We start from the raw sequence: 17,266 nt of genomic DNA on the forward strand, positions 1-17,266 counted from the left end.
GACATTTTTCCTAAGTTGGATGATATTGCTTTAATATTATTCCCATTAGTCTACTTGGTTTTGCTTTCTGATACTTTACCAGTTTGCAGTGCTAATCGTCAATGCTTTTATTGAATATAATTGGGCCACATCTGAGATGGATTAATAAAATCACTTCCGGTTATTTCTGTCCTCTCCGTTATCATGCGATTTGCTTTTTTCACCTTGCATATGTGGTTTGTTTGGTATGTAGTGGTTAAGATACAATCGAGGGTAAGAACAGAGATGATAAGGAGTGATCTAACATGTTATATACGAAGAATATATCCACTTCCACACGAGATGAAATGAAGGATATCACATGGGACGTAAAGCAGGTTGTCCAGAGTAGCGGGGTGCAGAATGGGACGGTGCTCATCTACTGTCCACATACGACGGCAGGTATTGCCATCAACGAAAATGCAGACCCGGATGTAAAACATGATGTCTTGTTACGCCTTGACGAAGTGTACCCTTGGGAGCATCCCGCGTATCGACATGCCGAAGGCAATACAGCCTCTCACCTCAAATCCATTACAACAGGGCCATCACAGACAGTTATTATTCACGAAGGCAGACTGCTGCTTGGCCGCTGGCAAGGCATTTACTTTTGCGAATTCGATGGACCACGTGAGCGGGAATATTTTCTCAAAATCATGGAAGGTTAGTTGGGTCCAATAGACCTGCCACCTACTCATTCATTTTTGCAAACACAAACAGGCGGTCCACCCTCATTCCGGGTCGGAGCCGCCTGACTTGGTCTGCTGCGCATATTAACTTTCGCGAGATAACGTTATAAAGAATTAAAGTTATGACAAATCACCGCCCTGAAGTGTAGGGGTGCAACAATAGCGCCATTATTGGACGCCAGGCTGCTGACCCAGATTGCGGCACAGCACTTTGACATGAGACAGCGCAGACGATTCAATCTCCTCAAACGTTAAACGGTCCTGAATGTAATAAGAAATGAATCCGTGCATAGCCAAAAATAGCGTACGCGGTACCCTTTGAATGTCCTCTTCCGTACAGTTCTCTTCATTCATATACTGCCTTATAATCGATGCAAACAACTCGAAGCAACGTCCCTGTTCGGTACGACAATAAGACAACAGTTCTTCGTCCCTGATCATAAACATGATTTCGTATTGGTATGGATTCTCCAGACCAAAGCGAATAAACTCCATCATAATGTGCTCTACCTTGCTCACATCATCACGGACTGGCCTGACCATGGCTTGCAGCAGCAAATGCCCCAGATGATTAAAATCTTCAACCACGATGGCATAGAACAGCTCTGCCTTTTCCTTAAAGTGATAATACAGCGACCCATGACTATAGCCCAGATGCTGGCCGATGCTTCGCATCGAAATGGCGCGGTATCCTTTGGTAATAAAAAGGTGCCTCGCCGCCTCCAGTATCCGCTCCCTCGACAACTCCTGTTCGACTGCTCTTCTAGCCATATATTTTATTCCCCTTCAATAAAATAAAGCCGCTGTCCCTCCGTGATCCGGGATTGCCCTTGCGTCAAATCCGTGATCCAGGCTATAAAAGCCTCGGTTTCACTATCCGGCGGAAGACAAGTCAACGTAACCTTATCGGTGAATCCAGTTTCACCTGTACGGACTTCCCGGCTTCTTAACTCATTTTCCACTTTTCCCAGCCACGTATAATCCAGTTCAACAAACACTTCACGATGCAGCACGTTGGTAATGGCTTCTCCGGCTTCAATGGCTGCTACAGCTCCATCCGTATAAGCACGAATTAACCCGCCAGCTCCAAGCATAATTCCCCCGAAGTATCGCGTAACCACAATTGCCACATTTTTTAATTTCTGATTTTTGATCACTTCAAGAATGGGTTTCCCTGCTGTTCCACTGGGTTCACCGTCATCGGATTGCTTCTGGATTTCGTCTCGCTCCCCAATCATGTATGCAGAGCAGTTGTGAGTCGCATTCCAATGTTTTTTCTTGATCTCATCGATGAAGGCAACAGCCTCTTCCTCTGTCGTGACCGGCATAATATGACCGATAAATCGCGACTTCTTGATTACAATTTCCAGATTGCCCGGTCCTCGAACCGTGCGATAACGTTCAATCATCCTAAATCCAACTTTCTGATCTTTTCCTGAGTCCATTTTACAAGAAAGCAGTTCACCGCGCGAACGCGGACGAACTGCCCTGGTTATCTATATCCGGGAACCCTGCATCTTAAACGAACAGTGATTCCCGGTTAGATTTACATTACCTTATTCAACTATATGAGCAGACCGATGAATTATTCGGAAAGTCTCGCTTCGAGCGCTGCTTTCTCTTCTTCAAAGCCTGGTTTGCCCAGCAATGCGAACATATTTTTCTTGTAAGCTTCCACGCCTGGTTGGTCAAATGGATTGACACCCAGCAGGTAGCCACTGATACCGCATGCTTTTTCAAAGAAGTATACCAGATATCCGAAAGAATATGGAGTCATATCTGGAATGTTCACAATCAGGTTTGGTACTTGACCATCTGTATGTGCAAGCAGTGTTCCTTGGAACGCTTTTTTGTTAACAAAGTCCATGGTTTTTCCTTCAAGGAAGTTCAAACCATCCAGATCGTCCGGATCGGATTTGATTGAGATATGCTCAGCAACTTCAGTAACCTGGATAACAGTTTCGAAGATGTTCCGGCTACCTTCCTGGATGAATTGACCCATGGAGTGCAAGTCTGTAGAGAAATCAACAGATGCAGGATAGATCCCTTTGTAGTCTTTACCTTCACTCTCTCCAAACAGTTGTTTCCACCACTCGGACACGAAGTGCAGTGAAGGCTCATAGTTTACAAGGATCTCCGTGCCTTTGCCTTTGCGATACAATGCGTTACGAACTGCAGCATATTGATATGCTTCATTCTCAGCTACGTTTGGGTTGCTGTATTCTTTGGATGCGTCAGCCGCACCTTGCATCATTTCTTCGATGCTGATACCAGCTGCTGCGATTGGCAGCAAACCTACAGCTGTCAGAACGGAGTAACGTCCACCTACATCATCAGGGATAATGAAAGATTCGTATCCTTCTGCATTTGCGAGTTCTTTCAGTGCACCGCGCGCTTTGTCTGTTGTAGCATAGATGCGTTTGCGAGCTTCTTCTTTACCATATTTCTCTTCCAGTGCTGCACGGAAGATACGGAATGCAATAGCCGGCTCAGTTGTTGTACCGGATTTGGAGATAACGTTGACGGAGAAATCTTTGCCTTCAACCAGGTCCAGCAAATGAGTTACATATGTGGAGCTGATATTGTTTCCTGCAAAATAGATTTCAGGCGTTTTGCGTTTGTCTTTTGGCAGATTGTTATAGAAAGAGTGAGTCAGCATTTCAATCGCTGCACGTGCACCCAGGTATGATCCACCGATACCGATAACGATCAGTACTTCGGAGTCGCTTTGGATTTTGGCAGCCGCTTTTTGAATGCGAGCGAACTCTTCTTTGTCATAAGCCGTTGGCAGGTCAATCCAGCCCAGATAATCGGAGCCTGTTCCTGTTCCGTTGTGAAGCTGCTCGTGAGCCAGACGAATCGGTTCTGCAAAATAATCCACTTCGTGCTGATTTACAAATTGCAATGCCGTGCTATAGTCAAATGTCACTTTTTTTGCCATGATCTCAAAAACCTCCTGATTTCGATTATATTGCGTGTTCAAACTTTGTAATCAAAAGCGGACTTTTTGAACAACCTCTTATATTATGTCCGTATTCCATTCTAAACAACTTGCCTTAAGGATACTTCAAATCCACGGGGCTGACAAGCTTGCAGCTCGAACTTTGTCGTTAGAATTCAAGAAGTAAAAAGGGTAAACCGAATCCGCAGGTTGCGGTTCTGCTTACCCTTCTTATGTTATTCCGCCGGGTACGAGCAGACGTAGTCAGTAACGCTGCGTATCTCCAGTTTAAATTTGGATTCGGCAGGCACGTGGAACGTAGCTTGACCTTGAATCTCTTGCCACTCTTCTTCTCCGGGAAGCAATACTTTCAGATCTCCGGACAGAATCTCCATAATTTCACGAGAATCCGTACCGAACTCATAACTGCCTGGAAGCATGATGCCCAGAGTCACTTTGCTGCCATCCCCCAAAATAACTGTTCTGCTGGTTACTTGACCATCATAATAAATGTTGGCCTCTTTCACTACACTGACTTGATCGAATTGTGACATGCGTACCCGCTCCCCTGAAGTTAATGAAAACAAAAGGCAAAACAGATCAGGGCGATAACGCTTCACCGCCCCTGTTCTGCGGAAATAACTTGCTGCCATGGATCAGGACAGCATGATGCCCTCCCAACCATAGCAGCGTTTATGAAGCTAATTGCGTGTTCAAAAAGTCAGGTTTTCAGTACCGAGAAGATGGGATGAAGCTAGAAATGGAGTAGCGGAGCGTAGGAGAAAACTACGTGAGCAACTACAATGTTTCCGAAGGAAACATACTCCGTAAGCATATTCTTATTCGGCTGAATCCCATATTCGACGCTGATGATGCCGTGAGGCATCCTTCGTAATCAAAAGCAGACTTTTTGAACAACCTCTATTACAGCAATGCTTTTACGCGGCTAACCACGTTATCCACTGTAAAGCCATACTCTTGGATAACACGGTCGCCAGGCGCGGAAGCACCAAATGTGCTGATTCCGAGAATGTCACCTTGATCTCCAACATATTTCTCCCAGCCCATTGGATAAGCCATTTCAATTGCAAGACGAGCTTTAACATCCGGAAGAAGAACGGACTCTTTATAAGCTTTGTCTTGTTTCTCGAACAGATCCCAGCTTGGCATGCTGATTACGCGAACTTGGATGCCTTGTTCTGCAAGTGCTGCTTGAGCTTTAACAGCCAATTGCACTTCAGAACCTGTAGCGATGATTTGTGCTACCGCTTTGCCATCTTTTGCATCAGAGACAACATAAGCACCACGTTTCACGTTCTCACGCGAACCTTCAACGGTACCTTCAAGGATCGGCAGGTTTTGACGAGTGAGTACGAGTGCAACCGGGTTGCTCTTGTTCTCAAGCGCGTAAGCCCAAGCAGCCGAAGTTTCATTACCGTCAGCCGGACGAATAACCGTCAGGTTAGGAATGATACGCAGGGATGCCAATTGCTCGATCGGTTCGTGCGTAGGACCGTCTTCACCAACAGCGATACTGTCGTGAGTCAGAACATACGTTACAGGCAATCCCATCAGGGCAGCCAGACGAACAGCCGGACGCAAGTAATCGGTAAATACGAAGAACGTACCTCCGAATACTTTCACACCGCTGTGCAGTGCCATACCGTTCATTGCTCCAGCCATACCGAATTCACGGATACCGAAGTAGATGTTACGGCCGGAGTAATCTTCAGGTGTGAAGTTCTCCAGGTTGTTCAAGTGAGTCATTGTGGAGCTTTCCAAGTCAGCAGATCCACCTGTCAGTTGTGGCACGTTGTGCGCCAGACCGTTCAGAGCGTTACCGGATGCTACACGAGTGGAAAGAGCTTTGTCTGTTGCTGCATATTTAGGAAGATCACGGTCCCAACCTTCTGGAAGGTCGCCGTTAATCGCTGTTTCGAATTGAGCTGCCAGCTCAGGGAAAGCTTTTTTGTACTCGGCAAATTTCTCGTCCCACGCTTTGTTAGCAGAGATACCACGATCTTTCACTTGTGCAAAGTGATCGCGAACTTCAGCTGGTACGTGGAAGTTTTCTTCGTAAACCCATTTGTAATACTCTTTAGTCAATTTGGCTTCGTCTGCACCCAGTGGAGATCCGTGAGTACCGCCGTGGCCGCCTTTACCTTGTTTGTTCGGGCTACCATAACCGATAACCGTTTTAACTTCGATCAGTGTAGGACGCAGTGTATCTGCTTGACCTTCCTGAATTGCTTTTTCGATTGCAGGCAGATCGTTACCATCTTCAACCCGCAGCACTTGCCAGCCATAAGCTTCAAAACGCTTCGCGATGCTTTCGGAAGAAGACAGATCCAATTTACCATCCAACGTGATGTCATTGGAGTCAAACAACATGATCAGTTTGCCCAGGTGCAAACGTCCAGCCAGGGAAGCTGATTCATGAGATACGCCTTCCATCAAGTCACCATCACCACAGATTGCGTAAGTGTAGTGGTCAACTACGTTGAATTTGTCTTTATTGTATGTTGCGCCCAGTTGAGCTTCAGCCATCGCCATACCTACAGCCATTGCAATACCTTGACCCAGTGGGCCGGTAGTTGCATCAACACCTGCAGTATGTCCGAATTCCGGGTGACCCGGAGTTTTGCTTCCCCATTGACGGAACTGTTTCAGTTCTTCCATTGGAAGATCATATCCGCTCAGGTGCAGCAAGCTGTACAGCAACATGGAGCCATGTCCTGCAGACAGGACAAAACGGTCCCGGTTAACCCAAGTTGGGTGGTCCGGGTTATGAGTCATCGTTTTTGCAAAAAGTTGGTACCCCATTGGAGCGGAGCCCATAGGCATACCCGGATGTCCGGAATTTGCCTTCTCAATTGCATCAATCGCCAAAGTACGTACGGTCGTAATCGACAGGTTGTCGATTGTAGTGTTCTCGTCCTTTTGAATCGCTTCGTTCTTGTCAGTCATGGTTTGTCCTCCTCATGTCTTTAGATAAGTCGGGTGCGCAAGCGAATCCCTCTCATCATACAAGCAAACCGAATTTCACAATAAGTGAATCCGCTTGAGTGTTTCATTTTGACTTATTCACTTTTGTATTGTATCACTTGGCGTGAAGCTTTTCCATAACCTTCTTTGAGAAGTTCATGAAAAATCGGTTGTTTGTGATGAATAATCCTTGGCCAATCAAGCAAAAATCGTACTTTAAAAGGTACTAAATTCCAAAAGCAGACTTAAGGAGCCTCGCAAATCCATCGCATGAAGTATAACCTTTAACCTGAAAACCATGCATATTTTAGATATTCATCCTCAATTCACATATAATGTTCCTTAATATGGATTTGAAAATCGGGCTGTGGTTTACTTTTCAGATGTCCATGCGTCAATCATAGGAGGTCGCGATCATGCCAGATCCTGCTGCTCACCCATCAACATCGGTAAAACACTCATTACCCTGGTTATCCGGTATTTTAACGGGGATTCTATCCGGAGTTGTCCTGGGATTTTTCCTCAAAATGATTCAGGCCAACACAGGCGAACAAGTATATACCCTGCTGTTGAATATTGATTTTGTGCCTGGTCTTCCACCAACCTTACCCGAATTTATTGAATTTACTTTGCATCTCATCGTATCCGTTATCATCGGCATCTTCTATGTGTGGTGGATACGACATTCAGGCCGCCCAATGATCAAAGGAATTATACTTGGTTCAGTCTCGTCCCTGCTCTATATCCCACTCTCTCAATTGTCATCACGTGTGCCAGACCTGTACGATGTTTTTGCCATCCTCTATTGGATTGCAGGACATCTGCTATTTGGTATTATGCTTGGCTTGTGCGGAAAGTATATCAACACAACAAAAAAAGCGACTCCCGTTTCGTAAACGAATTGGGGTCGCTTTTTGGATAATCTATTACGTGGTTCCGAATCAACCTTGCACAGTATTAAAGCGTGAGCTTAAAATACAACGGTTTTATTTTCGTGAACAAGAACGCGGTCTTCAACATGCCATTTCACGGCACGTGCAAGCACAACACGCTCAATGGTACGTCCAATACGCTTCAGCTCGGTTACATCGTCCCCGTGGCTTACACGCTGCACGTCCTGTTCGATAATTGGTCCGCCATCCAGTTCTTCCGTAACATAGTGCGCTGTCGCACCGATAATTTTGACACCGCGGTTGTACGCCTGCGCATACGGTTTACCACCAACGAAGGCTGGCAGGAACGAATGGTGAATATTAATGATTCGATTGCGGTAATGCTCAATGAACATCGGAGAGATAATCTGCATGTAACGAGCCAGAATGATCACATCCACATCGTTGCCGATGACGTCCAGTTGACGCTGTTCGGCTTCTTTCTTCGTGTCTGCTGTAACTGGGATATGATGATATGGAATGCCAAATGATTCTACATAGTCCTTCATGTCCAGATGGTTGCTGACCACAAGAGCAATATCAGCATCTAGGTCGCCAGCCTGCCATTGCCACAACAATTCAACCAGACAGTGATCTTCTTTGGATACAAAGATAGCCAATTTCTTCTTGCGGCTAACCGCAGATAGCGTCCATTCCATTTGGAAACGGCTTGCTACTTCTTCAAAATCAGCTTCCAGTTTCGGCAAATTGACCAACAATTGCGGAAGATCAAACTCAATCCGCATAAAGAACATGCCGCCAGCAGGGTCCATTGTATACTGGTCCGACTGAACAATGTTTGCACCATGCTGGTGCAGGAAGTGAGAGACGGCAGCTACAATTCCTGGACCATCCGGACAGGAAATAAGCATGCGCGCACGATCGGCGCGGTTTTTAGAATCAGGGCGTACTTGTTTAGCGTGGATCTCCATCGGGTTATTCTTCCTCCTTCAATTAAGCCATGACCTGCGGGATTAACCCGCAAGCCATGCAATCAAGCGATGATTCAGTTGTTCTTCATTCAAATGCGGGAACAATGCAGCTTCAGTCACCATGTCATAGAGGCGTTCCAGCGGTTCGCGCGGATCTGCCTTTTTGGCTTTGGCATCATTTTTGAGCAACGTCCACACATCCAGAATATACGAACGAGACTCAATCTCTTTACCTTTGAAAAAGTGTTGCAACTGTTCTACTTCTGTCAGGAAATCCTGGCCGAATCGACCGGCAACATCCCCACGAAGCAGGGCAATCTCCACCTCATACATTGGACGCTGGGTCTTGGCCTCTTTACCAATCCAAGGTGTCTCAAGAATAAATGGACGTCCTTGAAGCTTCTCATGGTTGACGATGCGGTTAATCGCCTCAAACCCGATCCAGCCAGAGCCAATTGGTGTATGACGGTCCTTGTGCGCACCCATAGCATTCTTACTATCATTAATATGCATTACAGCAATGCGGTCAAGTCCTACCGTGCGATCGAATTGTTCCAGTACACCGTCAAAATCATTAACGATATCATATCCGGCATCATGAATGTGACATGTATCCATACACACAGTGAGGCGCTCGTTATACGTTACTTTCTCGATGATCTGGGCGATCTCTTCGAAACTACGCCCCATCTCCGTACCTTTGCCAGCCATGGTCTCCAGAGCGATGTTCACATCTGTCTCTTTCACACCCTCCAGCACTTCATTCAAACCTTCTGCGATCCGTCCGATCCCATAGTGGGCATCTTTATCTGTAAAAGCGCCAGGATGTAATACGATGTTTTTCACAGCAATGGCATGTGTACGACGAATCTCTTCCTGAAGGAAATCTACAGCGAGTCTATACGTGTTGTCTTTGTATGAGCCAAGATTAATAATGTACGGTGCATGGACAACGATATCTTCCATTCCACCCTCTTGCATGGCAAGTTTGCCTTCTTCAATATACATGGATTCAATTGGCTTGCGACGTGTATTCTGTGGCGCACCCGTATATATCATAAACGAACTGGAACCGTACGAAGACGCTTCCTTCGTTGCACTCAATAATCCCTTGTCCGAAAAGGACACGTGGGAGCCGATTTTCAGCATTATTGATCCCCCTTAATCTGAATTATCCCTTATTCTAACGCGATTATCGAAATAAATCTAGAAATGCGCTATAATTCGGGATAGAGGCTATTTTTTACAGCTAATATGTGGAACATGGGTAGGCGGAATCCGTCTTTCCGTGAAATCAATGAACCGAGGTGACTCCGCAATGATTTTCGACTCCTACGCGATGATACTGACCAGTAGTTCCCCCAGCAATTGGTTTATGAATACAATCGCATTCTGGACTTTTTTATTGCTTGGCAGCATGTGTATCGGTGGATTCTTCATGATGCGCAAGTTTTTGAAAGTGCTACCAAAAGCGGACGGAAAGTCCAAGCTGGATTGGCAGAATTATTGGGTTGAAGCCAGCCGTCACTTGTGGACAGATGAAGCCAAAGCTTTTTTGGATCAACTTGTGGAGCCTGTGCCCGGGCCATTTCGTGACATAGCCAAACATTCCATTGCTGCAGAGATCGGTAAGATTGCAGTTGAAGACAACGCCACGGAAGTATCGAGAGATCATTGTATCAAAGGATACATCATTGCCACACCGAAGCGGGATAATAAGTTTTTGGTAAAGTTTTTGGAGAAAAACAAAATCGATTATTCCCCTTATCAACATTTGATTAAATAAAATAAAAGATGAGTTAAGTGGCATATAAATTGGGTTAATTAGATACAGATATGCTCCGTCAGGTAAGTTGTTCCCAACAGGCATTGCTTACCTTACGGGGCTGTTTGTCGATCCAACGGTATATCAGCGCAGTGAAAATACAGAGAGGATGTTTGATATGAAAATTGCCATTTGTGGAGGTACCGGATTTGTGGGAGGAGCACTTGTAGATTACTGGCTGCAAGCCGGGCACCATGTGAAAGTTATTACACGAAAACTGCCTGACTTGCATAATCCAAGTAAAAATCTTACATATATATCGTGGGAACAAGTCGAAGAACAACCTCACTTGCTGGAAGGTATGGATGCTCTCGTTAACCTTGCCGGAGAAACGCTGAATCAACGTTGGACAACCAAGGCGAAGCTGGAGATTGTTGAATCCAGAGTAACAACCGTAGCACGGGTAGCCCGATTGGTGGAATCTCTGGAACAAAAGCCGGAAGTGGTCGTTCAAGCTTCTGCCATGGCCATCTATGGAACCTCCCCTAATGAAACCTTTGACGAGAGTAGTCCGCAAAAATCCATGAACTTCCCGTCCCGGGTCTCGGAACAATGGGAAGTTGCTGCAGATGCAATCAAAGATGTAAGACTCGTTAAAATCCGGGTGAGTTTGGTGCTTGGACATAAAAGAGGTGCTTTTCCATTGATGAAACTCCCTTATATGCTGGGTGTTGGTGGCAAGATCGGCAGTGGCAAGCAATGGACTAGCTGGATTCACATTATGGATATCGTAAGACTCATTGATTTTAGCATTCAAAATAAACAAGTGTCAGGTCCGGTCAATGCTTCCTCACCGAACCCTGTCACCAATGATGAATTCGGTCGTACGGTCGGTAAAGTGTATCATCGCCCTCACTGGTTCCCCGTACCCAGCTTCTTAATTAAAACCTTAGTTGGTGAACTATCCGTTGTTCTGCTTCAGGGGCAGAGAGTCATTCCGCAAAAAGCACTCGACCACGGATTCCAATTCACTTTCCCTACCTTAACCCAGGCACTGGAAGATCTGAAGCACCGCGGCTTATCTGACTGATTGAACTATGTCTTATCCAACCGACCGATAAGTGTAGACTGATTCCGCAAGTGTAAATGTGTCTCCATCCGCCAATGGATATTCCTTATACGGAGCAAGAATATTGCCCTGAAGAATGGTGCCATTGACGGAACCCAGATCCTTAATCACATAGCCCGATTTGTTCCGGCTCAATTCCACATGAGCACGGGACACGCCGGTCGCTGTGTCCACCCACTGAACCATGTCTGCTGATCTTCCGATGACAAAAGATGCTCCTTGCACATCCATCCGTTCATGTTGGTCACCGGTGCCAGATCTTCGTTCAAGATAATAAGACGCCATCACCGGTCCTGCCCCTGTAACATTACCTCCACTCAGATTCTGCAAATTCACGGTTGCTTCCGCAACTGCATCATGTCGAATTAGCTCTGAAGTTGAAGCTACCGTCTCCACATGGTGCTGAACGAACGGTGGTTCGGAGTGTTCAGGTGTCATATGCAAATTTTGAAAACGGGAATGCTCGCCACCACCTTCTGAGGCGGATGCAACCGTTTGGTTTATGCGTTCCGCTGACCTTTCAGCTGTATTCCAGCGCCAACTCTCCTGAAATTGTTCCTCTTCATCTTCCATTTGCTTGCCTTTGTTCTTACCTAAATTGAATGAAAAAGACCGCTTATTCTCTGCGTCATTATGAGGACTTCCCTTGCGCTTCCACGTCCATCCTGCTACACCAAGCAAGCCAAGGCTTAGTACCATGCACAGGATCATCTGCGTCTGTCCCGGTTGCTCCATGTATATAAATCTCCATACCAATGCCATGGCAACCATGCAGCCCAGTATGATATAGGTCACTTTGGAAGATCCGGACTTCTCCTCCGCGTCCATATCAACACGCTCTAGCGAATCATACGGGTTACTTCGTCCCTTATCCATGCTGTTTGAGCTCTCAAATGAAGATAGCTCAGGCGAGCGCCTGCCTGGAAAGGTTCGAGATCTCACCGGAATGTCTTCCACCTCGGATTCACTCGTTTTTTGCGGCTGACGAAAATTTAATTGCGGCTCCACAGCAGCATTATGAACGGGAGCACTGGGTTGATATGGTCGAGAATTACCAGTGGCTTGCCTGCTCTCTCGCTCAGAAATCGACGAATGAAGATCACCTCTTGAATCATTGGGTGTTTCCAAAGTTCTGGATGAGAGAAATGCTGCGACTCCTCCATTCTCTTGCTCGTCAGCATATAACTCCAGCAGAAGCTCTCGCAACTGTCTGATATCCCAACGTTCATTGTCACATAACTGCAGAACACGCTGAATGCCTTCTCCTTGCAGTTCCTGCACCTGGGCCATCAGCCTGATCACAAGCTCACGGAATTGCTGCGGCGTTGGATCAACTTCAACCGTATCCATGATTGGTACATAGACCATTCCAAGCTCACCCTGTTCAAATGAACCGTTGATGAACAAGTACTCTTCCTGGATCAATAATTTACGAGGCTCCAACATATACTGTCGGCATTCCATGAAGGCATCGGCTAGTTGGAACAACAGACCATACAGAACACGCAACTTGATTTTGCTTGACTTTAACATCTGGGATAACATTTTGTACCCTGATATGTCGTACTGCAAAGTTACATTTCGATCGACTTCCCGAATATGAACAGGGAGAAGTCGAGGAATCTGATTGGAGGACAACATCCCCATTTGTACCCGGCTCAATTCCTCCATTCGTAACCCGTCTTCTTTTTCCAAAACCATGAACGCTCCGCCGTTACGAATAAAATCTCTCGTTAATCCATACATGCCAATCCTCTCTTTCCATTGCTATATAGGATCAACTAAAGAAAGTTACACTGGGTACTTCGATGACGGAACAACCTTCCGATCGCTGTTATCCCCAGATTTCTCGATTCCCTTTGTAAAGGGGAAAATCCGGGGATAAAGGCGAAGCATATGCTTCCGATGCAGCTTTCTTTCAGAAAGCTTTTAGCTCCGCTTCTTCAGGTTTTTTTCCGTCCTCTCCGTTCTCGTGTAAAAAGTTTAGTTGATATAAGTTGAGTTACAATACACCACACTCTTCCACTCCAATCGCAGTGCTATCTTCGATCACTGTTATCCTAACGTTTTCCAGACTCCTGATATCAAGGGAAAAGTCCTGAGACAAGGACCGTGATAAATCCAGGTAACACCGCCAGCATAAATGGAAACTTCAATGTCTTCTCTTTATTTACCAGCTTGAGCGAACCGAGCATGAAAAAACCTGCAAGACTACTTGCCATGCCTCGAATCCGTTTCGCTGAATCTTTACGGAATAGAAGTATTACTAGACCAATTGCGCCCGCGTACAAAACGGAGTAAATAATGACATGAATGCCAAAAGCAAGCCCCGTCCATGCGCCAATCCCACCAAACAATTTCACATCTCCTGCCCCTACGGCTCCAATCGCATACATCAGAAACAAAATACCAAAACCTGCTGCAAATCCAGCCGCTGAAAACAAGAAACCATCCCAACCGCCCCATATGATATGGGCCAATACGCCTGCAACAGTCACAGGTAAAGTCAATCGATTTGGAATTTTCATGGAACGAATATCTGTAATAAAAGCTGCAATGACGTATATGCCACAGGCAATGTAAAACCACTCCACCTCCATCATCCCCTTCCTTATTTTCTGGAGGCTACCGTAAACGTAGTCTCCGTCTTGGCACCGTCCCCTGTCTCGACAACAAAACTCCATGTTCCTTCTGTTGTCCGAGTACCAACAAACCAGTTCCATTCAATAATTCCATTCTCATCTGCGGTGGCCCAGCCAATGTGCTTCGCAGAACTTTCACCTGACTTGTAAAATATCGTTAAGTTGGCTGTCGCTCCTGGTTCTACCTTCACCTTAATCGTTGCATTATTGCCTATGTAAGCCGGGTCAGGCTTCGACAGTACCGTTGCTGAACCCGCAGTATCCCCGTCTCCTGCGCTGCCATCTGACCCTTCTCCGGTATCTCCAATCCATATCCGTTCTGCCGCAGCAGCCTGAATCCGAAGCGGTTTACTGAGAAAGGGGACTTTTATCGGCAATTCATAACTCAGTTCAAGTCGGAAATAAGGATTTGTTTTGTTTTTAAGATCAGGTATGGAAACACCGTTCACATGCACACGTTCCATATCCAGTAGAGTTGGCTCGATAAATGGTTGCAGCAGCGGTTTGACCATCGGATCAAGCACCGTTTCCAAGACGGATGTCTTGATCTCCTGTAGTGGTTGTTCACCACTGGCCGCCGCTGAACGTACCCAATCACTTAATGGCTCGGGTAGAGAAGAAGCATAACCTTCTGCCCATTCCGTCAGAGACAACTCCGGTATCTTCCAACCCCCTCCAGAGCCCTCACCACCTGCAGAATCAGAAGGTGTGAAGGCAAGGGAAACCGGATATATTTTCGTTGATAACTGCTTCACCGCTTCCCCTGCTGTGCTCTGTAACGCTGTGGAGATTAGAGTCATTTGCACAATGAAGATGAGAAACATGATAAAGAACAGAAAAACAGGTAACACCAGTGAAGCTTCCAGAACCATGCTTCCCTGTTCCTTTTTCGGAGAACATATCTGCTTATTCAGAGACTTCAATCGTTGCAATCTGATTATTCTTGTTAAACGAATCTGCAATTGTGCGCTTTCTTTTTCGTAATGTTGCTGCTTATCCATAATCCCTCCACCGAAACGATCCTGATCATTCAATAGGAATAATCCGCCTTCCGCTCAATGAAAAATCGCCCATCTTCAACCTGATCCGCACTACCCATAACTGCACCTATGCTTCTAACCACCCCTGGTAAAAACCACAGCTTGATGCTGCTGCGCATGTTACCCGAAGCATACGTCTGTTTCTCATCTGGATTCACACCAGTATTCAATCGAATTAGCGCCAGCATTCTGGATATTTTGCGTTCATTGTTACTATGCATCAATAGGAACAATCGGAGATGGTCCCTGTACGTCAGTTTGACTTTGATATACTTGGACAATTCCACACTGCCCTCTTTTGCTAGTTTCACCATATCCGCGATGGCGTTTGTAATCCCGTATAAGATTGCCGCCGATAAAACCAGAAGTGGGTTCCCAAGCTTGCTATGCTCAATTAACCCTTCGGCCGTCCGAATAGCCAGCCGCAAACCAAATATCTCCGCATATGCCGCAGCGATGTTACCCGAAGGATTATGAAACCCGTAAACGATATACTCCAGTTCCTGATTCTCCAGTTTGAAGACATCACCAGCATCTCCACCACCTTCAGTCCAGGTAAATAACTGACCAAAATCCATGGAGTTGAAATAGGCTAAAGCATATTCATTCTGAAATAATTCGTCACCAAGACTGTCCAGCAGACCGGACATCCCGCCAAACAAACTGTCCATTCTCTTCATGGCATCGCCACCAGAGTCATAAGGATCTCCAGCAATCTCTGCCTTTTTGGCTTCCTCACGACTAGCCTCGTTAAAAGCAATATTAGCGTTGTAATATTCCTCCAACTGTTTGAAAGCGTCCATGGAACCCGAACTTCCATTCTGAATCTGCGACAAGATTCGTTTGACTTCCTTCAATTTCCCTTTGGATTCTTTATCATTCGCTTTGCGTTGGGCATCCGACCCACGACCACTTTCCAGCTGCTGCTTACTTTGGAGGATGAGATTGGCAGGACCGCTACGTACATAGGTGTCCATATATCGTTCCGTAACCTGACTTGCCTGTCTGACCGCTGGTTTAATCGGAACACCGCTCATGGCCGTGACGCTGCGAAGCTGTGTATTCAACTCCATGTTGTCTCTTCTGACGTTAGAGAAGTCCGTATTCTGGGAAACAACCCGTGCCTTCAACTGATCAAATAGGCTATCTGCCCTCACAAGCTCCGAAGCAAGAGAACGTGTACTTTTGGCTTCAGTGCCTGATCCAGTAGATGCAGGACTCGTCCCAGGAAGATTCGAGTTGCCCACATTGTCGTAGCTGGCATTCTGCGAACGGTTCTCCCCCTCCGCGATTACACGTTTCATTTCCTCATTGATCTTGCGTGCTTCTTCGATCTTGGACTGTGCTTCCTCCAGCTTTGTTTGATGGGCCTGTAACGCCGGTTGTATGATCATGCTGATGCCTGTCACCACATTACCAACACCCGTCCGATAACGAGCCAGTTCCAATATGTATTGTTGCTCTCTGAATGGCAATCCCTCATCCGCCTGTTTCTTGTTAAGATAATCTGCATAACGTGCTGCTGCCTCGGCAGCTGTCTCTGGTGTTTCTTCCAACATTTCTTCATAGATGGCTTGTGAAGGAGGGTCCATGATTAATTTTGGAAGATTCTTCAGCTTCTCCGCGGATTCCGTCTGATTGGCAATGGCTTCGTCCAGTAGTTCTTCACGTTTGTCATATAACTTCTGTAATTTTTTCAGCAAGTCTACCGTGTGCGCGGCTTCCTTCATCTCGTCTGATATCGGTTTGAACCGATTGATCACTTCAAGGGTAAAATCAACCGGAGCCCGATACTTCATGTCCTCCTGAATCTGGCGATTAAATATATCGTATCTGCCCAGTTCACGCTCCATGCTCAGCGAAGTTGTATCCCACTGGATATCCAGAATGGGAAATCCATCTTTTACAGCTGAAGGCTTCACGCTATCATTCAACACTTTAGCCATAATTGCATCCCCACTGCTGTCCCCATACCCGAATAAACCATACTCCCGGAGTGATGTGTCATAGGCTGACATGACGGATCTCATCGCAGCATGAGTCATGCGTTCGGTCTGCACCTTGAATGCCGCTATACGAGCGTAATCAATAAATATTGCTACAAACATATAAACTCCGGCCAATATTAATATTAAAAAAAGGGTTACGGCTCCCGACTCACCGTCTTTTTTTCTAAACAGCTCCGCCCTCCTC

15 protein-coding genes are annotated in these 17,266 nt (G+C 46.1%); 4 read left to right on the forward strand and 11 right to left on the reverse strand.

The annotated features are described in order from the left end of the window. Positions 1–284 precede the first annotated feature (284 nt). The gene (locus MHI14_RS23855) at positions 285–686 is read left to right on the forward strand and encodes a secondary thiamine-phosphate synthase enzyme YjbQ (RefSeq protein WP_341131378.1); all 402 of its coding nucleotides are present in this window, start codon (positions 285–287) and stop codon (positions 684–686) included. 189 nt (positions 687–875) lie between these two features. Here the strand turns inward: MHI14_RS23855 and MHI14_RS23860 are convergent, their stop codons facing one another. The 5 genes from MHI14_RS23860 to tkt all read right to left on the reverse strand — a co-directional run bounded on the left by MHI14_RS23860 (position 876) and on the right by tkt (position 6,615). Continuing rightward, a complete protein-coding gene (locus MHI14_RS23860) occupies positions 876–1,478 on the reverse strand; it encodes a TetR/AcrR family transcriptional regulator (RefSeq protein WP_133386786.1) in 603 nt (200 codons plus the stop codon). 5 nt (positions 1,479–1,483) lie between these two features. Then, entirely contained in the window at positions 1,484–2,116 is a 633-nt protein-coding gene (locus MHI14_RS23865; RefSeq protein ID WP_036669098.1) for a YigZ family protein, read from the reverse strand. A gap of 176 nt (positions 2,117–2,292) precedes the next feature. Next, positions 2,293–3,648 (reverse strand): glucose-6-phosphate isomerase, encoded by a 1,356-nt coding sequence (locus MHI14_RS23870; protein ID WP_017689982.1) that lies wholly within the window; start codon positions 3,646–3,648, stop codon positions 2,293–2,295. A gap of 236 nt (positions 3,649–3,884) precedes the next feature. After that, a complete protein-coding gene (gene ppnP, locus MHI14_RS23875) occupies positions 3,885–4,202 on the reverse strand; it encodes a pyrimidine/purine nucleoside phosphorylase (protein WP_017689983.1) in 318 nt (105 codons plus the stop codon). A 370-nt stretch (positions 4,203–4,572) separates the two neighbouring features. Beyond that, positions 4,573–6,615 (reverse strand): transketolase, encoded by a 2,043-nt coding sequence (tkt, locus tag MHI14_RS23880; protein ID WP_036610788.1) that lies wholly within the window; start codon positions 6,613–6,615, stop codon positions 4,573–4,575. Between the two features lie 434 nt (positions 6,616–7,049). Here tkt and MHI14_RS23885 point away from each other — a divergent pair, with 434 nt between their 5' ends. Beyond that, positions 7,050–7,529: a hypothetical protein gene (locus MHI14_RS23885; protein WP_341131379.1), complete on the forward strand. Its 480-nt coding sequence runs from the start codon at positions 7,050–7,052 to the stop codon at positions 7,527–7,529. A gap of 74 nt (positions 7,530–7,603) precedes the next feature. Here MHI14_RS23885 and purU read toward each other — a convergent pair whose 3' ends face one another. Both purU and MHI14_RS23895 read right to left on the reverse strand, forming a co-directional pair. Next, positions 7,604–8,497 (reverse strand): formyltetrahydrofolate deformylase, encoded by an 894-nt coding sequence (gene purU / locus MHI14_RS23890; protein ID WP_076209449.1) that lies wholly within the window; start codon positions 8,495–8,497, stop codon positions 7,604–7,606. A 42-nt stretch (positions 8,498–8,539) separates the two neighbouring features. After that, positions 8,540–9,646, reverse strand: a complete 1,107-nt coding sequence (locus tag MHI14_RS23895) for a deoxyribonuclease IV (protein WP_341131380.1) — start codon at positions 9,644–9,646, stop codon at positions 8,540–8,542. A 169-nt stretch (positions 9,647–9,815) separates the two neighbouring features. Here MHI14_RS23895 and MHI14_RS23900 point away from each other — a divergent pair, with 169 nt between their 5' ends. Continuing rightward, positions 9,816–10,283 (forward strand): DUF2621 domain-containing protein, encoded by a 468-nt coding sequence (locus MHI14_RS23900; RefSeq protein ID WP_176872741.1) that lies wholly within the window; start codon positions 9,816–9,818, stop codon positions 10,281–10,283. A 157-nt stretch (positions 10,284–10,440) separates the two neighbouring features. Further along, positions 10,441–11,352 (forward strand): TIGR01777 family oxidoreductase, encoded by a 912-nt coding sequence (locus MHI14_RS23905; protein ID WP_249911488.1) that lies wholly within the window; start codon positions 10,441–10,443, stop codon positions 11,350–11,352. 12 nt (positions 11,353–11,364) lie between these two features. Here MHI14_RS23905 and MHI14_RS23910 read toward each other — a convergent pair whose 3' ends face one another. The 4 genes from MHI14_RS23910 to MHI14_RS23925 all read right to left on the reverse strand — a co-directional run bounded on the left by MHI14_RS23910 (position 11,365) and on the right by MHI14_RS23925 (position 17,181). After that, positions 11,365–13,137 (reverse strand): DUF6382 domain-containing protein, encoded by a 1,773-nt coding sequence (locus tag MHI14_RS23910; protein ID WP_341131381.1) that lies wholly within the window; start codon positions 13,135–13,137, stop codon positions 11,365–11,367. Between the two features lie 338 nt (positions 13,138–13,475). After that, positions 13,476–13,991 (reverse strand): A24 family peptidase, encoded by a 516-nt coding sequence (locus tag MHI14_RS23915; protein ID WP_091033592.1) that lies wholly within the window; start codon positions 13,989–13,991, stop codon positions 13,476–13,478. Positions 13,992–14,002: 11 nt separating this feature from the next. Then, on the reverse strand, positions 14,003–15,034 hold the full coding sequence (locus tag MHI14_RS23920) for a hypothetical protein (RefSeq protein ID WP_091035091.1): 1,032 nt from the start codon (positions 15,032–15,034) through the stop codon (positions 14,003–14,005). Positions 15,035–15,063: 29 nt separating this feature from the next. Beyond that, positions 15,064–17,181: a hypothetical protein gene (locus MHI14_RS23925; RefSeq protein WP_341131383.1), complete on the reverse strand. Its 2,118-nt coding sequence runs from the start codon at positions 17,179–17,181 to the stop codon at positions 15,064–15,066. Positions 17,182–17,266: the final 85 nt, after the last annotated feature.

The sequence above is a fragment of the Paenibacillus sp. FSL K6-2393 genome (assembly GCF_038002545.1).
Classification (GTDB): Bacteria; Bacillota; Bacilli; order Paenibacillales; family Paenibacillaceae; genus Paenibacillus.

Excerpts from the sequence above, each read along its gene's own strand:
- MHI14_RS23900 (WP_176872741.1), top strand. The coding sequence starts at position 9,816 with ATGATTTTCGACTCCTACGCGATGATACTGACCAGTAGTTCCCCCAGC.
- MHI14_RS23860 (WP_133386786.1), bottom strand. The coding sequence starts at position 1,478 with ATGGCTAGAAGAGCAGTCGAACAGGAGTTGTCGAGGGAGCGGATACTG.
- ppnP (WP_017689983.1), bottom strand. The coding sequence starts at position 4,202 with ATGTCACAATTCGATCAAGTCAGTGTAGTGAAAGAGGCCAACATTTAT.
- MHI14_RS23885 (WP_341131379.1), top strand. The coding sequence starts at position 7,050 with ATGCCAGATCCTGCTGCTCACCCATCAACATCGGTAAAACACTCATTA.
- MHI14_RS23895 (WP_341131380.1), bottom strand. The coding sequence starts at position 9,646 with ATGCTGAAAATCGGCTCCCACGTGTCCTTTTCGGACAAGGGATTATTG.
- MHI14_RS23905 (WP_249911488.1), top strand. The coding sequence starts at position 10,441 with ATGAAAATTGCCATTTGTGGAGGTACCGGATTTGTGGGAGGAGCACTT.
- MHI14_RS23870 (WP_017689982.1), bottom strand. The coding sequence starts at position 3,648 with ATGGCAAAAAAAGTGACATTTGACTATAGCACGGCATTGCAATTTGTA.
- MHI14_RS23920 (WP_091035091.1), bottom strand. The coding sequence starts at position 15,034 with ATGGATAAGCAGCAACATTACGAAAAAGAAAGCGCACAATTGCAGATT.
- MHI14_RS23910 (WP_341131381.1), bottom strand. The coding sequence starts at position 13,137 with ATGTATGGATTAACGAGAGATTTTATTCGTAACGGCGGAGCGTTCATG.
- MHI14_RS23915 (WP_091033592.1), bottom strand. The coding sequence starts at position 13,991 with ATGGAGGTGGAGTGGTTTTACATTGCCTGTGGCATATACGTCATTGCA.
- MHI14_RS23865 (WP_036669098.1), bottom strand. The coding sequence starts at position 2,116 with ATGATTGAACGTTATCGCACGGTTCGAGGACCGGGCAATCTGGAAATT.
- MHI14_RS23855 (WP_341131378.1), top strand. The coding sequence starts at position 285 with ATGTTATATACGAAGAATATATCCACTTCCACACGAGATGAAATGAAG.
- purU (WP_076209449.1), bottom strand. The coding sequence starts at position 8,497 with ATGGAGATCCACGCTAAACAAGTACGCCCTGATTCTAAAAACCGCGCC.
- MHI14_RS23925 (WP_341131383.1), bottom strand. The coding sequence starts at position 17,181 with ATGTTTGTAGCAATATTTATTGATTACGCTCGTATAGCGGCATTCAAG.
- tkt (WP_036610788.1), bottom strand. The coding sequence starts at position 6,615 with ATGACTGACAAGAACGAAGCGATTCAAAAGGACGAGAACACTACAATC.